This is a genomic window from Brachybacterium sp. (assembly GCF_052095815.1).
Lineage (GTDB): Bacteria > Actinomycetota > Actinomycetes > Actinomycetales > Dermabacteraceae > Brachybacterium.
Genome location: NZ_JBQDLF010000003.1, coordinates 41,294 through 61,612 on the forward strand (window position 1 = coordinate 41,294; position 20,319 = coordinate 61,612).

Annotated in this window: 20 protein-coding genes and 1 other RNA gene; 7 read left to right on the forward strand and 14 right to left on the reverse strand. The window is 68.1% G+C overall.

Features of this window, described 5'->3' with window-relative positions; translation table 11 throughout:
* The first annotated feature begins 52 nt into the window (after positions 1–52).
* Positions 53–934 (forward strand): sugar phosphate isomerase/epimerase family protein, encoded by an 882-nt coding sequence (locus ACTH43_RS01965; protein ID WP_441443245.1) that lies wholly within the window; start codon positions 53–55, stop codon positions 932–934.
* Positions 931–2,958, forward strand: a complete 2,028-nt coding sequence (locus ACTH43_RS01970; protein ID WP_441443246.1) for a glycoside hydrolase family 3 N-terminal domain-containing protein — start codon at positions 931–933, stop codon at positions 2,956–2,958. The genes ACTH43_RS01965 and ACTH43_RS01970 overlap by 4 nt, the downstream gene beginning before the upstream one ends.
* A gap of 247 nt (positions 2,959–3,205) precedes the next feature.
* Here the strand turns inward: ACTH43_RS01970 and ssrA are convergent.
* Positions 3,206–3,576, reverse strand: a transfer-messenger RNA (tmRNA) gene (gene ssrA, locus ACTH43_RS01975).
* A gap of 213 nt (positions 3,577–3,789) precedes the next feature.
* On the opposite strand from ssrA, the gene ACTH43_RS01980 reads away from it, so the two are divergent.
* Positions 3,790–4,362, forward strand: coding sequence for a hypothetical protein (locus ACTH43_RS01980; protein WP_441443247.1), 573 nt, complete (start codon positions 3,790–3,792; stop codon positions 4,360–4,362).
* A gap of 90 nt (positions 4,363–4,452) precedes the next feature.
* Here ACTH43_RS01980 and smpB read toward each other — a convergent pair whose 3' ends face one another.
* The 13 genes from smpB to ACTH43_RS02045 all read right to left on the reverse strand — a co-directional run bounded on the left by smpB (position 4,453) and on the right by ACTH43_RS02045 (position 15,873).
* Positions 4,453–4,959, reverse strand: a complete 507-nt coding sequence (smpB, locus tag ACTH43_RS01985; protein WP_299306216.1) for an SsrA-binding protein SmpB — start codon at positions 4,957–4,959, stop codon at positions 4,453–4,455.
* 190 nt (positions 4,960–5,149) lie between these two features.
* Complete coding sequence (locus ACTH43_RS01990; protein WP_441443248.1) at positions 5,150–6,484, reverse strand: peptidoglycan DD-metalloendopeptidase family protein; 1,335 nt, start codon at positions 6,482–6,484, stop codon at positions 5,150–5,152.
* Between the two features lie 2 nt (positions 6,485–6,486).
* On the reverse strand, positions 6,487–7,404 hold the full coding sequence (gene ftsX, locus ACTH43_RS01995) for a permease-like cell division protein FtsX (RefSeq protein ID WP_441443249.1): 918 nt from the start codon (positions 7,402–7,404) through the stop codon (positions 6,487–6,489).
* Positions 7,401–8,351, reverse strand: a complete 951-nt coding sequence (ftsE, locus tag ACTH43_RS02000) for a cell division ATP-binding protein FtsE (RefSeq protein WP_441443250.1) — start codon at positions 8,349–8,351, stop codon at positions 7,401–7,403. Before ftsE ends, ftsX begins: the two co-directional genes overlap by 4 nt.
* A gap of 282 nt (positions 8,352–8,633) precedes the next feature.
* Entirely contained in the window at positions 8,634–9,749 is a 1,116-nt protein-coding gene (gene prfB, locus ACTH43_RS02005; RefSeq protein ID WP_441443251.1) for a peptide chain release factor 2, read from the reverse strand.
* A 93-nt stretch (positions 9,750–9,842) separates the two neighbouring features.
* Entirely contained in the window at positions 9,843–10,994 is a 1,152-nt protein-coding gene (locus ACTH43_RS02010; RefSeq protein ID WP_441443252.1) for a glycerate kinase, read from the reverse strand.
* Complete coding sequence (locus ACTH43_RS02015; RefSeq protein ID WP_441443253.1) at positions 10,991–11,398, reverse strand: pilus assembly protein TadG-related protein; 408 nt, start codon at positions 11,396–11,398, stop codon at positions 10,991–10,993. Before ACTH43_RS02015 ends, ACTH43_RS02010 begins: the two co-directional genes overlap by 4 nt.
* A 53-nt stretch (positions 11,399–11,451) precedes the next feature.
* Entirely contained in the window at positions 11,452–11,844 is a 393-nt protein-coding gene (locus ACTH43_RS02020; protein WP_441443254.1) for a hypothetical protein, read from the reverse strand.
* Between the two features lie 95 nt (positions 11,845–11,939).
* Complete coding sequence (locus tag ACTH43_RS02025) at positions 11,940–12,410, reverse strand: TadE/TadG family type IV pilus assembly protein (protein ID WP_441443255.1); 471 nt, start codon at positions 12,408–12,410, stop codon at positions 11,940–11,942.
* 28 nt (positions 12,411–12,438) lie between these two features.
* Positions 12,439–12,699 (reverse strand): hypothetical protein, encoded by a 261-nt coding sequence (locus ACTH43_RS02030; RefSeq protein WP_441443256.1) that lies wholly within the window; start codon positions 12,697–12,699, stop codon positions 12,439–12,441.
* Positions 12,700–12,836: 137 nt separating this feature from the next.
* On the reverse strand, positions 12,837–13,781 hold the full coding sequence (locus ACTH43_RS02035) for a type II secretion system F family protein (protein ID WP_441443257.1): 945 nt from the start codon (positions 13,779–13,781) through the stop codon (positions 12,837–12,839).
* Complete coding sequence (locus tag ACTH43_RS02040) at positions 13,778–14,650, reverse strand: type II secretion system F family protein (protein ID WP_441443258.1); 873 nt, start codon at positions 14,648–14,650, stop codon at positions 13,778–13,780. Before ACTH43_RS02040 ends, ACTH43_RS02035 begins: the two co-directional genes overlap by 4 nt.
* Positions 14,647–15,873 (reverse strand): CpaF family protein, encoded by a 1,227-nt coding sequence (locus ACTH43_RS02045; RefSeq protein ID WP_441443259.1) that lies wholly within the window; start codon positions 15,871–15,873, stop codon positions 14,647–14,649. Before ACTH43_RS02045 ends, ACTH43_RS02040 begins: the two co-directional genes overlap by 4 nt.
* Before the next feature lie 193 nt (positions 15,874–16,066).
* On the opposite strand from ACTH43_RS02045, the gene ACTH43_RS02050 reads away from it, so the two are divergent.
* The 4 genes from ACTH43_RS02050 (at position 16,067) to ACTH43_RS02065 (ending at position 20,234) form a co-directional block, all read left to right on the forward strand.
* Positions 16,067–17,227: a YihY/virulence factor BrkB family protein gene (locus ACTH43_RS02050; protein ID WP_441443260.1), complete on the forward strand. Its 1,161-nt coding sequence runs from the start codon at positions 16,067–16,069 to the stop codon at positions 17,225–17,227.
* 1 nt (position 17,228) lies between these two features.
* Positions 17,229–17,975 carry an SOS response-associated peptidase gene (locus ACTH43_RS02055; RefSeq protein WP_441443261.1) on the forward strand — a complete coding sequence of 249 codons (747 nt, stop codon included), beginning with the start codon at positions 17,229–17,231 and terminating at the stop codon, positions 17,973–17,975.
* A gap of 228 nt (positions 17,976–18,203) precedes the next feature.
* Entirely contained in the window at positions 18,204–19,466 is a 1,263-nt protein-coding gene (locus ACTH43_RS02060; protein WP_441443262.1) for a sensor histidine kinase, read from the forward strand.
* Between the two features lie 78 nt (positions 19,467–19,544).
* Complete coding sequence (locus ACTH43_RS02065; RefSeq protein WP_441443263.1) at positions 19,545–20,234, forward strand: response regulator; 690 nt, start codon at positions 19,545–19,547, stop codon at positions 20,232–20,234.
* The last annotated feature ends 85 nt before the right edge of the window (positions 20,235–20,319 follow it).

A 20,319-nucleotide genomic window follows, 5' to 3' on the forward strand; every position in this document is an offset into this window, starting at 1 on the left:
TCGGCATCCGCCATCGACCGCCACATCCCTGCAACGACCCGGAGGTCCCCTCGTGGCCCGAATCGGAATCCAGCTGATGATGCTCAAGGACCACGTCCGTGACCAGGGCATCGGCCCGGTCCTGGAGCGTGTGAAGGAGACCGGCTTCGAGGTGGTGGAGGTCTCCCAGATCCCGATGACCGAGGAGAACGTCGCCGGCATGGAAGCCGCGCGGGCGCGCCTGGGCATCGAGGTCGCCGCGATCTCCGCCAAGACCACGGTCCCGTCGGGCAGCGACGAGCTCAGCCTCGCAGAGGATTTCGACCTCCATGTCGAGCATGCCCGGCGCCTGCGCACCACGATGATCCGGATCGGCATGATGCCGATGACGGCGCTGCGCTCGCCGGAGGCGTTCGATGACTTCGCCGCCGAGGTCGACGGCTATGCCCAGCGCCTCGCCGAGCACGGGATCAGCCTCAGCTACCACAACCACCACATCGAGTTCGCGAAGCGTGAGGGCATCACCCTCCTGGACCGGCTGCGCCAGCGCGCTCCCCATCTGCGCTTCGAGATCGACTGTCACTGGGTCCAGCGCGGTGGGCAGGATCCCGAGCGCACCTTGCGGGCTTTCGCCGGGGTGCTGGATCTGGTGCATCTCAAGGACTACCGCATCGCGATGCCGTCGGCGGAGATCCTCGATGCCCGAGAGTCCGGAGACGCCGAGACCTTCTCCCGCTTCTGGCTCGGGGACATCGTGCAGTACGCCGAGGTCGGTGAGGGCACCCTGGACTGGACACCGGTCATCGAGCAGGCCATCGCCTCCGGCGCACAGCATCTGCTCATCGAGCAGGACCAGACCTACGGGCGCGATATCTGGGAGTCACTGGCGATGAGCCGGCGACACCTGGTCTCGCTGGGCTTCGAATCACTCATCACCACAGGAGGACAGCGATGACCGAGCAGGTTCCACTCTCGAGCAGGGTCAAGCAGATCATCGAGGTCGACGGGCTGCAGTTCCGCGACCTCGACGGCGACGGCGCACTCACCCCCTTCGAGGACTGGCGGCTGAGCCCCGCTGAGCGCGCCAAGGACCTCGCGGCGCGGATGTCCCCGGACGAGAAGCTCGGCCTGATGGTCATCACTTCCCGGCCGATGGGCATCTCTCAGCACAACAAGGACTTCACCAGCCACGACGGCGTGCTCGATGAGCAGTACCTGCCGATCAAAGTCGACCCTCACACCAGCGCCGGCATCCCCTTCGAGGGGACCACGCAGATGATCGCGGAGCTGAACATCCGTCACTTCATCATGCGCGAGGAGCCCACCGGATCCCGCATCGCGACCTGGATCAACACCATGAACGAGGTGGCGGAGGAGTCCCGCTGGGGCATCCCGGTGATCGTCGCTGCGAACTCGAAGAACGAGGCCGGCGCCTTCAAGATGGGCGGCACTCCCGAGGACCAGCCGTTCACGGAGTGGCCGGGCACCCTGGGCCTGGCAGCGACCGGCTCGCTCGAGGTGATCGAGTCCTTCGCGGAGCATTCCCGCGCCGAGTGGCGCGCCTCAGGCCTGCGCAAGGGCTATATGTACATGGCCGATGTGTTCACCGACCCGCGCTGGTTCCGCGGCCAGGGCACCCTCGGCGAGGACCCCGAGTTCGTCGGCCAGGCGATCGGGGCGCTGGTGCGTGGATTCCAGGGCAAGGACGGGCTCTCGGCCAATGGGGTGGCGCTGACCACCAAGCACTTCCCCGGCGGCGGCTCTCGCGAGAACGGTACCGATCCGCACTATGCGGAGGGCCGGTTCAACATCTACCCCACGCCCGGGTCGCTCGAGGAATACCACCTGCCGCCGTTCCAGGCGGCGCTCGACGCCGGGACCTCCTCGATCATGCCGTACTACGCGATCCCGTCGGAGGAGAAGTCCTCGACCCCGCAGGGACGGGTCACGGAGTTCGAGCAGGTCGGCTTCGCGTTCAACCACGAGATCCTGAACCTGCTGCGCGAGATGGGTCATCGCGGCTACATCAACTCCGATTCGGGCGTGCTCTCGAAGATGGCCTGGGGCGTCGAGGAGCTCACCACTGCGGAACGGGTGGGCGCCGCCGTCATGGCCGGCACCGATATGTTCGCCGACACCAATGATGTCGCCGCCGTGCGCGGGGCATACGTCAAGGGGCTGTTCACCTCGGAACGGCTCGACGAGGCCGCGGCCCTGCTGCTCGAGGAGCTGTTCGCCCTGGGCCTGTTCGAGAACCCGTACGTGGACCCCGAGGAAGCGGATCGGGTGGTGCAGAATGCCGAGGCCCGCGCCGCGGCCGAGGACGCGCACCGCAGGTCCGTGGTGCTCGCCAAGAACCATGACGGGGCGCTGCCGCTGACCGAGGAGACCCTGGCCGGCAAGCGAGTGTATGTGGAGCTGTTCGCGACCCGCCTGACCGTCAAGGAGCTCGACGCGCTGCGCCGCCGCCTCGCCGCCGCGCATCCCGGGATCTCCTTCACCACCGACTACCACGACGCGGACGTGGCGATCCTGCTGCTGCGCCCGTTCATCGGCTCGTACTTCGAGTTCGTGGGGATCGGCGACCTCGGCATCGATGACCACTCGCATGTGGACATCGAGAAGGTCCGTGACATCCGCAAGCACGTGGACACGATGGTGGTGGGCCTGAACACCCTGTTCCCCTGGCTGCTCGACGGCATCGAGCCGCTCGCCGACGGCCTGCTGATGGGCTTCGAGACCGACTACGGGATCATGGTCGAGGCGATCCTCGGCGGGTTCTCCCCCACCGGGAAGCTGCCGATCACCTTCCCGATCGACGCCGCCGCGATCGCGGTCGACGAGAACGGTCATTGCGCCTCACCGAATGACGTCCCGGGTTTCGCCAAGGAGCAGCACATGGACGGGCGTCCGTATGTGTACGTCGATGCCGACGGCAACCGCTACGAGCTCGGACACGGCCTGACGTACAGCGGCTGAGCAGATGGTGCGCGCTGGCAGGGCCGACGGTGCGCACCATCGCTGGTGGCGCGCACCATGGCCGGTGGCGAGCAGCATGGCCGGTGGCGCACACCATGGCCGGCGGCGCTCCGGTGCGCAGACCGCGCCCCCGGGGGCCGACAGCATGCCCCGGTCGTCGGCCCGCGGTCCGCTCGGACGGCAACAGAAAAAGGCCCCCTCCCCCGCGCTCTCGCGCAGGTGAGGGGGCCTTTCGTAGTGAGTGCAATGGTGGAGCCGGCGGGAATCGAACCCGCGTCCGATAGTGCGGAGCCAGGGCTTCTCCGGGCGCAGTCCGTATTGACGTTTTCTCAGTCCCGACGTTCGCACGGACACGACGTCGACAGACTCAGTCACTCTGAGGTGTTCATCCTTCCCCGATGACGAGGGTCGGCAGCAGTGGCTTCTTAGATGATGGAACGATCCGGGTCAGAAGCACGCCCGGGGTTCCAGACTGCTAACGCTGATCAGGCAGCGAGAGCGAAGTCAGTGCGCTTAGGTTCGGCACTTATTGGTTTCCAGAGAACGTTTACGAGATGACTCTGGCTTCTCGGCCCGCTTCCCCTTGCTGGACAACTACCGTCGAAACCGATCGGCCCCCAGCGTGGGTATGCAGCACAGATATCGACGGCCCCTCAGGGCCGTCCTTGCACTCACTCTTCTGTTGTCAAACACCCACTGACGACGGGTCTCCCCGTGCGTCGTGGTCCCACTCTACCGCGCCCGGCCGTGGTTCTGAAGCGAATATCCCTCAGCTCACGGCGAAGCCCGTCGGCCTGGACCCCGTACGGTCCCGGCCGCGATGATGGGGCGGTGAGCGGTTTCGAGGCAGCAGACGTCCAGGTCCGGATCGATGACGACAGCCTGCGGGAGGTGGTCTCCGATCCGGCGACGCTGGCCGAGTGGTGTGCGGTCCATCCGCGGGATCCTCGTACCGTCGCCTATCTGAGGATGCTCGGACGGCTTGACGAGGCCGCGATCGCCGGCCGCGCAGCCCTCGAGGACAGCGGTCTCTCACCGGTGATGCGGGCCGTGCGCCGGGCGCGCTACGCCCATGTGCTGCAGTGGCAGGGGGCGTTCCTCGCCGCCGAGGAACAGCTGGATCTGGCCGCGGAGGAGACCGGGCTCGAGGATCCCACGTCACCGTCATCCCTGTCGGTGCTGGCCGCCGTCTTCCAGCATCGTGCGAAGTGCCGGTTCGAGCACGCGCTGGCGGAGCATGGCGCCGGACGCACCCAGGCCGCCGCACGGACGTGGGACCTCGCCCTGGAGGATGCACGGCGAGCGCTGTACATGCGCGAGCACCTGGGAGTCGCTGACGAGGGTGTCATCAGCTCGAGCAGGCAGACGGTCGCCCGGCTGGAGCGACGGGACTTGGACAGCTGACAGGATCTGGAGGGCTGACCGCCCAGCCGAGCTGACAGCACCGCCGGCCCGCACCGCTCGAGTCTGGTTGCGGCTCTGCGGCTGCTCGGTTCAGGCGATCTCGCGCTGGCGCATGGCGCGCTGTGCCTCGCGCAGATCCTGCTTCTCCCGCAGGGTCTGGCGCTTGTCCCATTCCTTCTTGCCGCGGCCCAGGCCGATCACGACCTTCGCATGCGAGCCCAGGAAGTACATCTCCATCGGAACGATGGTGAAGCCCTTCTCCCGTGACTTGCTGGCGAGCTTCTCGATCTCCTGCTTGTGGAGCAGGAGCTTGCGCTTGCGGCGGGCGGCATGGTTGGTCCAGGTGCCCTTGACGTAGGGAGCGATGTGGGCGTTGTCCATCCACACCTCACCGCCCTCGATGTAGCAGTAGCCATCGATCAGGGATGCTCCACGATCGCGCAGCGACTTCACCTCGGTACCGGTCAGGACGATGCCTGCTTCCCAGGTCTGGTCGATGTAGTAGTCGTGGGTGGCCCGCTTGTTCGAGGCGATGCGCTTCTTCGGGGGGCCTTCCTCCGCAGCGGCCTTCTTCGCCGCAGCCTTCTTCGCCGCCATCGGGGGGTCCCTCCTGCCATTCGTCGTGGTCTGTGCGTGCTCCGGCCACCCCTGGCGACCGGACACCCCAGCTTACGCGGTGGTCATCGCCGGTCGCGAACGCTTTTCGCAGGCAGCGGACACCGCTGACACCGTCCGTGGCCCTCCCGTGAGCCCGTGAGCCCGTGAGCCCGTGAGCGGGCGCCGGGGCTCAGAGGTACTTGCCGGGGTTGACGGCGTTCCCGTCCTCGTGGATCTCGAAGTGGAGGTGGCAGCCGGTCGAGGAGCCGCTGTTGCCCACATAGCCGACGGTGGTCCCGGCAGAGACCTGCGCACCGACCGGCTGGGCGTAGCCCTGCAGATGGTGGTAGGAGCTGGTGATCAGGCGCCCGTTGTGGATGCCATGGCTGAGGATGATCTTGTTGCCGGCGCCGCTGTTGTAGGTCCTGGCGATGACGCGGCCGGAGTGAGTTGCTCCCACCGGGACTCCGCAGGCCGCCGGGAAGTCGACCCCGGCATGGAGTTTCCGGGTGCCGTAGATCGGGTGCACGCGCCAGCCGAAGTTCGAGTTCAGCCGGGCGTTGACGGGATAGATCCAGCCGCCGCCGGTGTCCGCCGAGCTGCTCGAGGAGCCTCCCCCGCCGCTGCTGCCGCTACCGCTGCTGCTCTGCTTCTCGCGCTCCCGCTGGGCCCGCTCCTCCTTCTCCCGCTCCTGCTGGGCGAGCTTCTCGATCTCCCCGTCCAGGGTGGTGCTGCGGGTCTCCAGGGTGGTGGTGTCACCCTCATACTTCGTCTTCTGCTCCTCGAGGGTGTCCCGCTGGGTCTTCTGCGTCTCATAGAGCGCATCGAGATCGATCTTCGCCTGAGACGCCACTTCCTCGGCGGTCTTGGTCCGTTCGACGGCTTTCTCGGCGTCGATCTTGAGCTGCTTGATCTCCTCGCGCACAGCGGTGAGGCGCTCGGCGGAGTTCTCCGTCACCACCTGATCCGTGCGGAGGGTGTCGAGCCGGGTGCCCTGGGAGGCCATGGTGATCCGGTAGTTCATCGACCGGTCCACGGCATCCTGCGGGGACTGGTTGCCGAGGTAGATCGTGGAGGGGTTCGGTATGCCGCCGCCCTTGTAGGCGGTCAGCGCCACGGTGGCGAGCTCGCCGCCGCTGCGCTCCACCTCCTCTTTCCCTTCCTCGACCTCTCCCGAGAGGCGCTGCTCCTCCTTCTGCGCGGTGGTCAGGCGTTCCCCGATGATGCGGTCATCCTCGCGCGCTTCCTCGAGCTCGGCCTGGGCGAGCTCGAGGTCTTCCTGCGCCTGCGGGATCAGCAGCTCGGTCTCGGCGAGCGCGAGGTAGGTCTCGGCGAGCTCGGTGTTGACATCGTTCAGCTCGATCCGGAGGTCCTCGAGCTTCTGATCGATCACGGAGCGCTCGGCGATCTTGTCTTCCTTGGTGCCCTCGGCCGAGGCTGGGGAGACCGGCATCATCAGCATCGGCAGCACCATCAGGGCTGCGGCGAGCATGCAGAGGGGGCGGCGCAGGATGCTCTGGGACATGCTCACACCTTCAGATAGCGATTGAGGGAGACCACCGAGGAGGCGATCGAGAGCGCGGCTCCCAGCACGATCAGGAGAGGCGCGGCCCAGACCAGATCGGCGGGGCCGACGGTGATGAGCTGCTCGCCGAGGGTGGGTGCGAGCCAGCCCTGGACGATGTAGTGCAATCCCAACCAGAGCATGCCGGAGGCGATGACGCCACCGATGATCGCCGCGACCGCGCCTTCGAGCAGGAATGGGAGGCGGATGAAGAGGTTCGAGGCACCGACCAGGCGCATGATCGCGATCTCTCGACGGCGGCCCGCGACGGACATCCGGATCGTGGTCGCGACCAGCAGCAGGGCCGCGATCAGCATCAGCACGGCGAGGCCAAGGGCGAACATCGTGGACTGGTTCAGCACGTCGATGAAGGGCGCGAAGGCCCCGAGCAGATCCGTGACCTCGTCCACCCCGTCCCGGCCTTGGAAGAACTCGACCACGGCCGCGGAGTCGTCGGCGTTCTCGAGGGTGATGTGGAAGGAGACCGGCATGTCCGCGGCGGTGAAGTTCGAGACGAAGCTCTCCCCGGCGAACTGCTCCTGGTAGATCGCGAGGGCTTCGTCCTGGGAGCGCTCGGTATAGGAGGCGACATACGGGGAGAGCACATCGCCCTCGAGCGCCTCGCGCACGGAGTCGATCTGGGCATCGGTCGCCGCACCGCCGGCACAGGAGGCAGCAGTGGAATGGGGGGAGCATAGGAAGATCGTCACCTGGGACTGCTCGACCAGGGTCGACTTCATGTCCATGATCTGCTTCTGCATCAGCGCGCCGGTGCCGACGAAGGTCAGCGAGACCGCGGTGACGATCACGACGGAGATGACCATGGCGATGTTCCGCCACAGACCGGTGAGGATCTCCCCGAGGATGTACCGCGCCCTCATCGGAGGTCCTCCTCGTCGTCCTCGGCGAAGGGGTCCTCGTCCTGGGCCCGCAGTGCTTCGCGCTCGTCGATCAGCTCCTCCTCGAGGATGTCCTCGGCAGGGGTCTGCGTCTCGGGGGTGTCACTCTCCGCGACGGTCTGAGTCGCAGGAGTCTGTTCCGGGGCCCCGTCCCAGTCGGCCACCAGGTCGGCGTCCTCCAGCGGATGCTCCTCGCGGTAGGACGAGTCGTCGGGAAGATTCCCCGAGATGACGCTCACCGGCGCCGGGGTCTCGTACCCTCCGCCTTCCTCGTCACGCACTACCTGGCCGCCGACCATCTCGACCACTCGGCGCTGCATCCGGTCCACGGCTGTCCGGTCGTGGGTGGCCATCACCACTGTGGTGCCGCGCTCGTTGATCTCGGCCAGGAGGTCCAGGATCCCCTCGGCGGTGGAGGGGTCGAGGTTGCCGGTGGGTTCGTCGGCCAGCAGGATCGAGGGCCGGTTGACGTAGGCCCGCGCGATCGCGACGCGCTGCTGCTCACCGCCGGAGAGCTCATGAGGCAGTCGCCTGCCCTTGTCCTCCAGGCCCACCATCTCGAGCATCTCGGGCACCAGGCGGCGCACCACCTTGCGGGGCGTGCCGATCACGGCGAGCGCGAACTCGATGTTCTGGTAGGCCGTCTTGGAGGGCAGCAGGCGGAAGTCCTGGAACACCATGCCGATGTCGCGGCGCAGCGAGGGGACCTTCCACGATGGGATGCGGGAGAGGTCCTTGCCCGCCACGTAGACCGTGCCGCGGGTCGGTGCGACCTCTTTGAGCACCATGCGCATCAGAGTGGATTTCCCGGAGCCGGAAGCTCCCACGAGGAACACGAATTCCCCGCGGGTGAATTCGATGTCGAGATTCTCCACGGCGGGGTGCTGTCCACGCATGTACGTCTTGGTGACGTCGTCGAAGCGGATCACTGGTGCCTGTCACATCTGGGGGAAGTCGTGCTCCTCCAGCGTAGGGGCGCAGGGACCGGAATCGACGAAGGTGCGGACAGCATCCTGGTCAAAACCTGGTCAAGTGTGGGTGCCTCTGGTCACGCTCGGGCATTCGATCATTCCGGTGCTTGATCGCTCAGGGACTCGATCGCCCCTGTGCCCGAGCACTCAGGCGCTCAATCGTCCCGGTGCCGGAGCACTCAGGCGCAGGCGCTCGATCGTCCCGGCGCCGGAGCGCGTGGCATCCGTTCGCTCAGGCGCTCAGCTGTGGGACTTGTTCTGCTCGGCACGCCAGCGGATGCCGGCATCGATGAACTCATCGATCTCGCCGTCGAACACGGAGGAGGGGTTGCCCTCCTGGTATTCGGTGCGAAGGTCCTTGACCATCTGATACGGGTTCAGCACGTAGGAGCGCATCTGGTCGCCCCAGCTCGCCTTCACATCGCCCGCGAGCTCCTTGCGCTCGGCGGCCTCCTCGGCCTTCTTGAGCAGCAGGAGGCGGGACTGCATGACGCGCAGCGCCGCAGCTCGGTTCTGGATCTGCGACTTCTCGTCCTGCATGGAGACCACGGTGCCGGTGGGCAGGTGGGTCATGCGCACAGCGGAGTCCGTGGTGTTCACGGACTGGCCGCCGGGGCCGGAGGAGCGGAACACGTCGACCTTGAGGTCGTTCTCAGGGATCTCGATCGCGTCGGTGGACTCGATCAGCGGGATCACCTCGACCGCGGCGAAGGAGGTCTGGCGGCGGCCCTGGTTGTCGAAGGGGCTGATGCGCACCAGGCGGTGGGTGCCGCCCTCGACCGAGAGGGTGCCATAGGCGTAGGGCGCGGAGATCTGGAAGGTGACCGACTTCAGCCCGGCCTCCTCCGCGTAGGAGGTGTCCATGACCTTGGAGGCATGGCCGTGGCGCTCTGCCCAGCGCAGGTACATGCGCATGAGCATCTCGGCGAAGTCCGCGGCGTCGACACCGCCGGCGCCGGCGCGGATGGTGACCACCGCGTCCCGCTCGTCGTACTCGCCGGCGAGCAGCGTGCGGACCTCGAGCTCGTCGAGGGTCTTGTGAATGCTGACCAGCTCGTTCTCCGCCTCGTGGAGGGTGTCGGCGTCGTCCTCCTCAGCGGCGAGCTCCACCATCACCTCGAGGTCCTCGATGCGGGAGGAGAGCTCGCTGATGCGGCGCCGCTCGGACTGCGCGTGCGAGAGCGCGGAGCTGACCTTCTGGGCATTGTCGACGTCGTCCCACAGGTCCTGCGCGGACGCCTGCTGCTCGAGGTCGACGATCTTCGCGTCGAGCGCGTCGATGTCCGTCACCTGCTCGATGGAGGACAGGGTCGAGCGGAGCTGGGGGATCTCTACGGAGAAGTCGATGGAAGCCACGACGTCGGAGTCTACGGCAGGGGGCTGGACATGCTGCCCGATGTGCGGCAGATGGTGCTTGCTATATGGCGGCGGCCCGGCGCCTGGGGACGCTCAGTCGCGGGACGACGAGGTTCGCTCCCCCGCCCCTGCCAGCCAGATGCCGAGGTCGCGCCCCACCTCGGCAAGCAGCTCTTCACCGTCCTCGAGAGCACGCTGGAGCGAGCCGGCCCGCGACGTGAGATCCCACGCCTCGAGGATTCCGGCGTCGCGGAGCTGCTCCGGGCTGAGGGTGATCGCGCCGGCCACCGCGGCGACGTCGAGGCCGCGCTCCCGGGCACGGCGGGCGACCTCGGCCGGGCCCTTGCCGTGCAGCGTCTGGGCATCGAGCTTCCCCTCGCCGGTGACCACCACGTCCGCCTGGTCGAGCAGTGCGTCGACGCCGACCAGCTCGAAGACGGCATCGGCTCCTGAGCGCTGGACGGCGCCCAGCAGGAACAGGGCGAAGCCGGTCCCGCCGGCGGCTCCGGCCCCGGGCTGATCGCGGTGGATACGGGCCGGGTCGAGGATCTGGGCTGCGGCGGTGAGCGTCGCGTCCGCCCGGCCGACGTCCTCGGGGTCGAGACCTTTCTGGGGGCCGTAGACGGCAGCCGCTCCGTCGGGACCGAGCAGCGGGTTGGTGACGTCGTTCGCGGCGACGAGGGTCACGCCCTCGAGGGCTTCGAGTGCCGGGGCGAGATCCGCAGAGGCGAGGGTTCTCACGCCGGCGAGTCCGGCACCGATGTCGGTGCCGTCCGCCTGGAGGAGATGAGCACCCAGGCCCTGCAGCAGACCGGCACCGCCGTCGGTGGAGGAGCTTCCGCCCAGGCCGACCAGGATGGTGCGGGCGCCTGCGGTGATCGCGGCACGGATCAGCTCGCCGAGGCCTCGGGTGGAGGCGGTGTGCGGTGCGAGCTCACCGTCAGGGAGCGCCTGCAGGCCGACGGTCTCGGCGAGCTCGAGCACCGCGACGTCGTCCTGGAGGGCCCAGCGGGTGATGCGGGGCCGTCTCGTGGGGCCGGTGATGGAGGTGGTGTGCTCGGTGGCTCCGGCGGCGAGCGCGGCATCGACGGTGCCGTCGCCGCCGTCGGCGATGGGGCAGGAGAGCACGCGGAGCTGCGGGGCTGTCTCGGTGATGCCGCGGCGCAGCGCGACCACCACCTGAGCGGCGCTGAGAGTGCCCTTGAACTTGTCCGGGGCGAGCAGCACGGTGCGGGTGGTGGTCATCGGGCGCGAGCCTCTCCTTCGACGGTCAGTGGGATGGCGGTGCCGGTCCCTCGCGTGAACCATCCTGCCAGGGGCGGGTGGGTGCGGGCGGAGATGACCACGTGGACGGTGCCATCTGCGTCCACGGAGACCTCCGCAAGCTGGATGCTCTCGGTGCTGGCGGTCTCGTGCGGGTAGTCGCGCAGGTGCGCCTCGGCGGCGGCGCGCGCGGTGCTGCGATGGATCGCGGCCCCGTCACCGGCGACGTAGAGGCGTGCGGGGTCGACGGCCTGGGCTGCGGCGAGCGCTGCGCTGTCTGCAGCGTGCTGGAGCCCGTTGCGCTCGAGCTGCACGCCGGTGATCGCGGTGCCGACGGCGATCACCATGAGCACCACGACCAGCACTCCGGTCGTCAGGATCGTCATCGATCCGCGGGCATCCCGCAGGCGATCCCGGAGGACGTCGAACTGATGGCGCATCAGCTGCCTGCCCGGTGCTGATCGACCGGCACCGCATGCGAGGCCCCGACGGCGACCGGCCCGGTCTCGCCGAGGATCGGACCGAGCCCGGGGACCGGGACCGGGATACGCACTCGCACGCTCACCGTTCCTCCCGGGGAGGCGCAGGGATCCTCGCTGCAGCTGATCGTCGCCACCTCCGTCGCGGGCAGGCCATGATCCTCGAGGATCATCTCGGTATGGCGGGCGGCGCGCTGGGCTGCTCGCTCGGGATCGGTGTCGGTCGCGTGGATCCGTGCCACGTCACGGGAGATCGTGTCCGCCGCGAAGACAGCGGCTTGGACATTGCCGAGGGTGAGCACGAGATAGAGGGTCGGGATCAGCAGAGCTGCCGAGAGCACGACGAATTCCACCAGTGCATTGCCTTCCTCCTGGCCGAGCGCATCGCGGATCGGAGCTCGGCCCGGAGCTCGGCGCGGAGCTCGGCCCGGAGCTCGGCGCGGGATCGTCATATCGAGTCCTCATCCAGGGCCCGTCCTTCGACGGACAGCATCCCTCCGGGACCGAACAGCCCGACCAGTGGCAGAGTTGCCGAGACGTGGACGTGGATGGTTCCGTCGGGTTCCTGGCTCGCGGTCGCCGCGGCATCGAGCCCGTCGCCGAAGCGCTCTGCGATCAGCCGTTCAGCACGGTCGGCCCCGTCCTGCGGCGTCGAACCCACCAGGGCTGCGTGGTGAGCGCCCTGGACTGCAGCATCGACCAGAGTGTTCCGGGTGTGGACGATCAGCGCCGCCTGGATGATCAACAGCCCGATCACCACGATCAGCACGGCGACCATGGGGAACTCCGCCACTGCGGCCCCATCGTCTGCTCGCAGCTTGCGCTCGAGGTGGCGCAGGCCACCCGGGCGGTGCTTCGGTCGGCGGCGTGCTGTGTACTCCGCTCCCGATGCTCGGGGACCCTCTCTGATGCTCCTCATGAGGATGACTCTCGAAGTGCTGGTCGGATCAGAGGCTGCCGCCGAGGAACGGCGCCATCGCATTCTCGAAGATCTGCACGATCTGGTCTGAGGCGACGGCCCAGAGTGCGACGACGATCCCGGCGGTCATCAAGGTGATCAGCACCCACCCGGGGACGTCGCCCCGGTCGGAGCCGAGGCGCGCCATCAGCCGCTGGCGGAGAGACCGCCGAGGCGCCTGTTCCGGCATCTGGGCACCAGTTCGCGAGGCGCGGCGGGTGCGATGGAGTGTGGTGCGGTGGACAGTCATATCGGCCTCCTCGGCAGATGGTGCGGAGCGAACTCCGGCGTGCAGGTCTGGTCGGGTCTGGTCGGGTCGGGTCTGGTCGGGTCTGGTCGGGTCGCGTCGAGCCCGACCGGGAACGACGGAATGGGCGGGTGGACTGGTCAGAGGCTGATCTCCAGGACGGCGAGGCCGGGGAAGATGGCGAAGATGATGACCAGCGGCAGCACGAAGAAGACGACCGGAACGAGCATCATGATCTCGCGCTGTCCGGCCGTCTCCATGAGGTCTCGCTTCGATCCTTCGCGGGCATCCTGGGCCTGTGCACGCAGCACCTCGGCGAGCGGAGTGCCGCGCTCGATGGCGATCGAGACCCCTTCGCCGAAGCGGCTCAGGGAGTCCAGAGGTGTGCGAGAGCCCAGGGAAGCGAGCGCCTGGGAGACGCTGGTGCCGGCACGGATGTCGGCGACGGTCGCTGCGAATTCATCGGGCAGCGCTCCCGAAGAGGTACGGGCCACGCGCTCCATGGCGGTGATCGGGCTCTCGCCCGCGGCAACCGCCAGGGCCAGCAGATCCGCGACGGTCGGGAACTCGCGCGCCATCCGAGCTGCCCGATGCTTGATCTCCACCCCCAGCAGGTAATCGCGCAGCAGCACTCCGAGCAGCGTGCCGAGAACCACGATCGTGAAGCCGAGCAGCGGGCTCGTGCCACGCAGCCCGATCGCCAGGACGGCCAGGACGACACCGATCACCATTCCGGCGGCACCGAAGATCACCTGTTCGATGCGGAAGGAATCTGCCGAGGTGCGCCGACCTGCGAGACGCAGGCGACGCTCGAGCTGCTCGGGACCACCGGTGAGCCGTTCGAGCACGCTCAACCCTTGAACCGCGACTGGTCCCATCAATCTTTCCAGCACGATTCGTGCCTGGCTGGTCGCTCGCGGCGCGGCGAACAGCGATGCCGACCGGGAACGACGGAGATATGGATCGACCCGTGCGGCGAGGTCCCGCGAGCGTAGCCATGGCAGCTGCCAGGCGAGGAGGGTGATCCCCACCCCGAACAGGAGGCCGAGCACGATTCCCGAGATCGCGGTGACGGAGCCGTTCATCGCAGCACTCGCTCGTCCTGAGGAAGCCTGGCGATCAGCAGCATGATGCGATACGCGACCAGGGAGACGGCCGCTCCGACCATGATCACGATGAGTCCCGTCCCCGAGTCGTAGGCCTGGGCCGCCTCGGGACGCGTCGCCATCAGACCCAGCACTATCCAGGGCGCGCCGAGCGCAAGCCGCGCCGCATTGACGGTCCAGGACTGCCTGGCCTCCAGCTCCGCGCGGGTTCGGGAGTCTTCACGGAGGAACGCGGACAGCGTGCGGAGCAGGCCGCCGAGATCTGTGCCGCCGACATCCCGGGTGATCCGCAGCGCCTCGACGATCCGGTCCCCCACGGGATCCGCAAGGCGAATCTTGAGCCGATCGAGGCAGGATGCGAAATCACCGCTGGCCTGGTAGTCGAGGGCGAACTCCGCGAAAGCTGGTTGCAGCTCCTCAGGCCCCTTACGGCTGAGCTGGACGAGAGCTTCCGGGAGCGACAGTCCGGCACGGACCGCTGAGTTGATGTGGTCGACTGCCTCCGGCCAGACCTCGCGCATGGCGGTGGTGCGACGGCGCGCCGCCGAGCGCAGCACGAGCACCGGAAGCGCGGAGACGACCACTCCGATCGTCAGCGACGGGACTACCGCGCTGGAGATCGCCCAGAGGACTGCCGCCACCACCACTCCCAGACCGGCACTGAGTGCCGGCACCGAGGCGGGCGGAACCGTATCGAGCCCGACCTTGATCAGATCATCGCGAAGTCGATCCATCGCCCGGGCGACGACCCCTCGGCGGCTCGTGCTGCCCTCCTGTTCCCACATCGACCACCAGATCGCAAGCAGGCCGAGTCCCGCGATCAGTCCCAGGAAAGCTCCATCACTCATGCCGCCAGCGCCTGCCCCAGCAGTGCCGTCAGGTCGAATCCGGCACGGGCGAAACGCTCTGGATGAGGCGGATGACCGTCACCCCGCACCAGCCGATCCCCGCGCTGCGAGAAGACATCGGAGATCTCGATCGTCTCGTCCTCCACCCGACCGCTGAGCCCGACGATCTCCCGCACCCGGCGACGACCATCCGCGAAGATGTCGAGGTGGACCACCAGGTCGATGGCGCTCGCCACCGTGGGGACCACGAACCTGCTCGACACGTTCTCCCCGGCGAGCAAAGGCAGCGTGCACAGCTTCGTGACGGCATCGCGTGCCGAGTTCGCGTGGATCGAGGCGAGGCCGGGCAACCCGCTGTTCAACGCGATCAACATGTCGAGGCTCTCCGCCTCACGGACCTCACCGACGATGATCCGGCTGGGGCGCATGCGGAGCGCTTCCTTCACGAGCCTTCGCATCGAGATCTCCCCGGTGCCTTCGAGGTTCGCCTGACGGGTCTGCATCGCCACCACATCCCGCAACGCGAGGTTCAGCTCGAAGACCTCCTCGATCGTCACCACTCGCTCCCGAGCACCGACGGATTGTGCCAAGCAGCGCAGGAAGGTGGTTTTTCCGGCGCCTGTCGCCCCTGACGCGATCACGTTGAGCCCGGAGGCGATCGCGGCGTCGAGGAAATCCGCAGCCTGCTGCGGAAGGGAGCCGAGGGCCACCAGACCCTGCAGGTCATATGCCTTCGCCACGAACTTTCGGATGTTGATCGCCCAATGGGCCCGAGTCACGCTGGGGATCACGACATGCAATCGCGACCCGTCGGGCAGCAGCGCATCCACGAAGGGTGTGCTCATGTCGAGCCGGCGGCCGCTGCTGACCAGCATCCGCTCGACGATGCCGCGCACCTCGGTATCGCTCAGCACGACGGTGGTCAGCTCGCTGCGCCCGTTCCGCGCGACGAAGACCTGCGAGGGCGAGTTCAACCAGATTTCCTCGATGCCCGGGTCGTCGAGCATCTCCTGCAGCGGGCCGAAGCCGCCGATCCGGGCAGCGATCGTCGCGACCATCGTGTCGTCGTCGCGCAGCACCGGGACCTCACCCGACGAAGCGCGGCGATCGTAGTCAGCGACCACCTCACGAATGAAGGGCTCCAGCTGATCAGCATGCACATCGAGCCCGCGGCGGCGTATCAGCTCGCGCGATTCGCTCTCGATGATGGTGGCGGCGTCCATCCATTCCCCTCCCGGCTCCGACCGACCGGTTGCCTCACGAATGTGAGGTGACGCACGTCGCGTCGTCTCCGCCACTGTAGGGGGAACCAGCCGCCACCGCTCGTGACTCTCAGCGATTGTGGACAACTCTCCCTGCTCGCGCTCATGGCAGGATGACAGCTGTCCGCGAGTCAACCGATCCCAGGAGCTCCCCATGGCCGACTCCGCAGCCAAGGGCGATGGCGCCCCATCGATGTCCGGCACCACCGTGAAATACATGGCCAAGCGCGTGCTCTCAGAGTTCACCCGCGATGGCGGCACCGACCAGGCCGCGAAGCTCACCTACTTCATGGTGCTCTCGATAGCGCCCACGCTCCTGGCGCTGTTCTCCCTGGCCACACTGCTGCTCTCCGGGATCAAGGACCAGATCGCGCAGCTCATCAAGGATGCGATCTCTTCGGGGGCAGGCGGCAGCGGGATGGAGGTCGGCGGCGCCGTCGACTCCACGCTCGACTCGTTGCTGGGCTCCTCGACCGGCGGCACGGTCGCCCTGATCATCGGTATCGCCACGGCGCTGTGGTCCGCCTCGGCGTACATCAAGGCCTACGGCCGGGTCGCGAACCACATCTATGAGGTGCCCGAGGGTCGCGGTCCGGTCCGCATGAACGGCACCATGCTGCTGCTCACGATCGCGATGATCCTCGGCATCCTGCTGGTGATGATCTCCTTGCTCCTGAACGAGGCGATCGTGCAGAGCCTGCTGGGCCCGATCGCCTCCAGCATCGGGGCGGAGGGCGTGCTGACCTTCCTCTTGGGCTCGTTCCTGCCGATCTGGGCGTGGGCCAAGTGGCCGGTGATCCTGGTGATCGCCTTCGCCCTGATCTCGCTCCTGTACTGGGCAGCGCCCAACATCAAGAAGCCCTTCCGCTTCATCTCCCCCGGCGGGGTCTTCGCGATCCTCGGCATCGCCGTCGCCGCGGTGGCGCTGTCGATCTATATGAGCACCGTCGCCGGCTACTCCAGCTACGGCGCCATCGGCGGCATCATGGCGGTGCTGTTCGCGCTGTGGGTCATCAACATCGTGATCATCATGGGGGCGGAGGTCGACGCCGAGTACGAGCGCGCGCGCGAGCTAGCGGCCGGCAAGCCCGCCGAGGACTCCCTGGCCCTGCCGATGCGCGAGACCGCCGGCGCGGAGAAGGCAGAGGCCAAGCACGAGAAGATCGTCGACGAGGGCCGCGACATCCGTTTGCAGAACCTCCACCACGACTCCGAGGCGTACACCGGTGAGGATGCCCGCCTCACCCCGCGCCACGGCGTGCCCGCCGTCGATCCCGAGACCGACAGCGCCGGTGCCCCCTCGAAGGACTCCTGAGATGTGCGGTCGCTTCGCCTTCTTCCAGGAGATCGAGCCGCTGGTGGCTGACCTCGGCGCCGTGGACCTCACCGATCCGCACCTGCGCAGCCGCTGGAACATCCCTCCCACCGCGCCGATCCATGTGGTCACCGAGTCGGTGGACCAGGAGACCGGCCACGTGCTGCGGGCCCTGCGGGTGGCGCGCTGGGGGCTGCTGCCCCCGTTCGCGAAGGAGGCGTCGTTCTCCTCCCGCACCTTCAACGCCCGTCGCGAGACCCTGGCGGAGAAGCCGAGCTTCCGCGGGAGTCTGGGGCGATACCGCGCGATCGTCCCGATGGACGGCTACTACGAATGGGTGCGCGGGGAGAAGGGCACCCGGAAGCAGCCGTACTTCATCGCCCCGGCGGATGGCTCCGCGCTGTACATGGCAGCCCTGATCTCCTGGTGGAAGGGTCCGGGATCTCACGAAGGCCCCGCCGCGAGCGAGGACGGCCGCTTCCTGCTCAGCGCCACGATCATCACCCGGGAGGCGACCGGGGAGCTCGCCGAGATCCACGACCGCACCCCGGTGATGCTGCGACGTGATCAGCTCGATCTCTGGCTCGACACCGCGGTGGATGACCGTCACGCCGCTCAGGAGTGGATCTTGGAGGACACCCACCTGGTGGATGACTCGACCCTCGCCGTCCGCGAGGTGGATCCGGGCGTCGGCAAGGTCGGCACCGAGGGGCCCGAGCTGCTGGATCCGCCGCAGACCCTGCTCTGAGCAGCGTCTCGACTCACACTTCACCACCGCGCAACGCACCGCGCCGCTCCGTTCCGCTCCGCTCCGCTCTGCACTGCACTGCACTGCACTGCACTGGGCTGTTTCTGCACGGTTTCCGCACGGCTCCGACCATGGCCTCACATCACCACCCCTGGTGCGACGACCACCGGCGCAGATCCGACCGCGGTCTGACGCGCCGGGCACCGCAGCGCCCGTACCCTCAAGGCCATGACCAACGGTTCCGAGCATCGGACGGACGCACCCGGCGGGCGCGTCCGCTTCCGCGACCCGTTCCGCTGGATCATCGAGAATCCCGGCACCGTCGACCTGATCGGCTTCGGCGGCGCCTCATTCCTGGCCCTGCTCTTCTCACTGTGGACCGGATCCATCGGCTGGTGGACCCTGTTCACCGTGCCGATGATCGCCGCCGGAGCGCTGTGCCGGGTGCGGCCGCTGCTCGGCGTGCTGCTGATCGGCGGGCTCGCAGTGCTCCATCTGCTGGTGAACGTCCCGGTGGTCATGGGCGACATCATGACCTTCTACGCGATGTTCTGCGCCGTCGCCTACGGCAGGCCCGTCGTGCACGGTGTCGGCGTGGCCGCAGGCATGCTCGGCGTCTTCGCACAGGCCACGTTCTGGGCGATCGACGCCCTGCGCAGCGAGTACGGCGGGCCGATCGAGGCACTGATCAGCTTCTTCGGCCTCGGCCTCGTCGGCACCATCACCATCGTCGCGGTCTGGGCGCTGGCCAACCTGCAGCGGGCTCGGGTGCGACAGCTCGCCCTCACCCGTGACCGGGCCGAGCAGGCCCTCCGCGAGCGAGAGCAGCGCACCGCCCTCGCGGTGGCCGCCGAGCGCGCCCGCATCGCCCGTGAGATGCACGATGTGGTCGCCCACTCCCTCTCGGTGATCATCGCGCAGGCGGACGGCGGCCGTTTCGTCGCCGCGCAGAAGCCGGAGAAGGCCGCCGAGGTGCTGGCCACCATCGGGGAGACCGGTCGAGCGGCGCTGGCCGACATGCGCTCCCTGCTCGGCGTGCTGCGCCAAGAAGATGAGACCAGCTTCGGCCCGCAGCCGGGCACGGAGATGCTGGGCGACCTGACGGACCGGGTGATCGCGGCGGGGCTTCCCGTCGCTCTGGAGATCAACGGATCGCTGGACGGCCTTCCCCATGCGCTCGGCGTGTCCGTGTTCCGTCTGGTCCAGGAATCGCTGACCAACGTCCTCAAACACGCAGGCCCCGGCGCCAGCGCCGCCGTGCGGATCACCCGCGCCCCTCAGCAGCTCATCATCGAGGTGCTCGACGACGGCCAGGGCACCGACCCATCCTCCGACGGCCAAGGGCACGGCCTGACCGGGATGCGGGAGAGGATGTCGGTGTTCGGGGGCACCCTGCAGGCCGGTCCGCTCCCCTCTCGCGGCTACCGGGTCCGTGCCACCGTGCCGCTGACCGGATCCTTGGAGCCGCTGGCCGCCCGCACCGCCTGGTGACCGCGTCGGTCCCCGTCCCTTCACCATGTCCTCCCTCCACCCCGCCCGTCCCCTCTGCGAGTTCCCAGGAGAGCCCCGATGAATGATCCCCTCGACCGACCGCTGCGCATCGCCCTGGTCGATGACCAGCCGCTGGTACGCGCCGGCTTCACGATGGTGATCGGCTCGCAGGACGACATGGAGGTCGTCGCCCAGGCCTCCGACGGCGTCGACGCCGTCGAGGCGCTGCGCGGCCGCACCGTCGACGTGGTCCTCATGGATGTGCGCATGCCGCGGATGGACGGCATCGAGGCCACTGCCCGGATCCTCGAGCAGGCTCCGGCGGACCGCTCCCCGAAGATCATCGTGCTGACCACCTTCGATCTCGACGAGTACGTCCTCTCTGCGATCCGGGCCGGTGCCAGCGGCTTCCTGCTCAAGGACGCCCAGCCCGAGGACCTCCTGGGAGCGATCCGCACCGTCCACCGCGGGGACGCCGTGATCGCCCCGTCGGCAACTCGCCGCCTGCTGGAGCGCGTGGTCCGCGCTCCCGATCCGCAGGAGAAGGACACGGCGGTCCTGGAGCCGCTCACCGAGCGGGAGCGAGAGGTGCTCACCCTGATGGGTCGAGGCTTCTCCAACCGCGAGATCGGGGCGGAGCTCTTCGTCGCCGAGGCGACCGTGAAGACCCACGTGGGCCGCGTTCTCGCCAAGCTCGGCGCCCGGGACCGGGTCCAGGCCGTGATCATCGCCTTCGAGACCGGGCTGGTCGCCCCCGGCGCCAGCTGACCCCGCCCCTCCCACCGCCGCCGCTCCAACCGTCGGTATCAGCCCGCTGCGTCGCGGCATCAGACCCCGGTATGACGGCATCAGC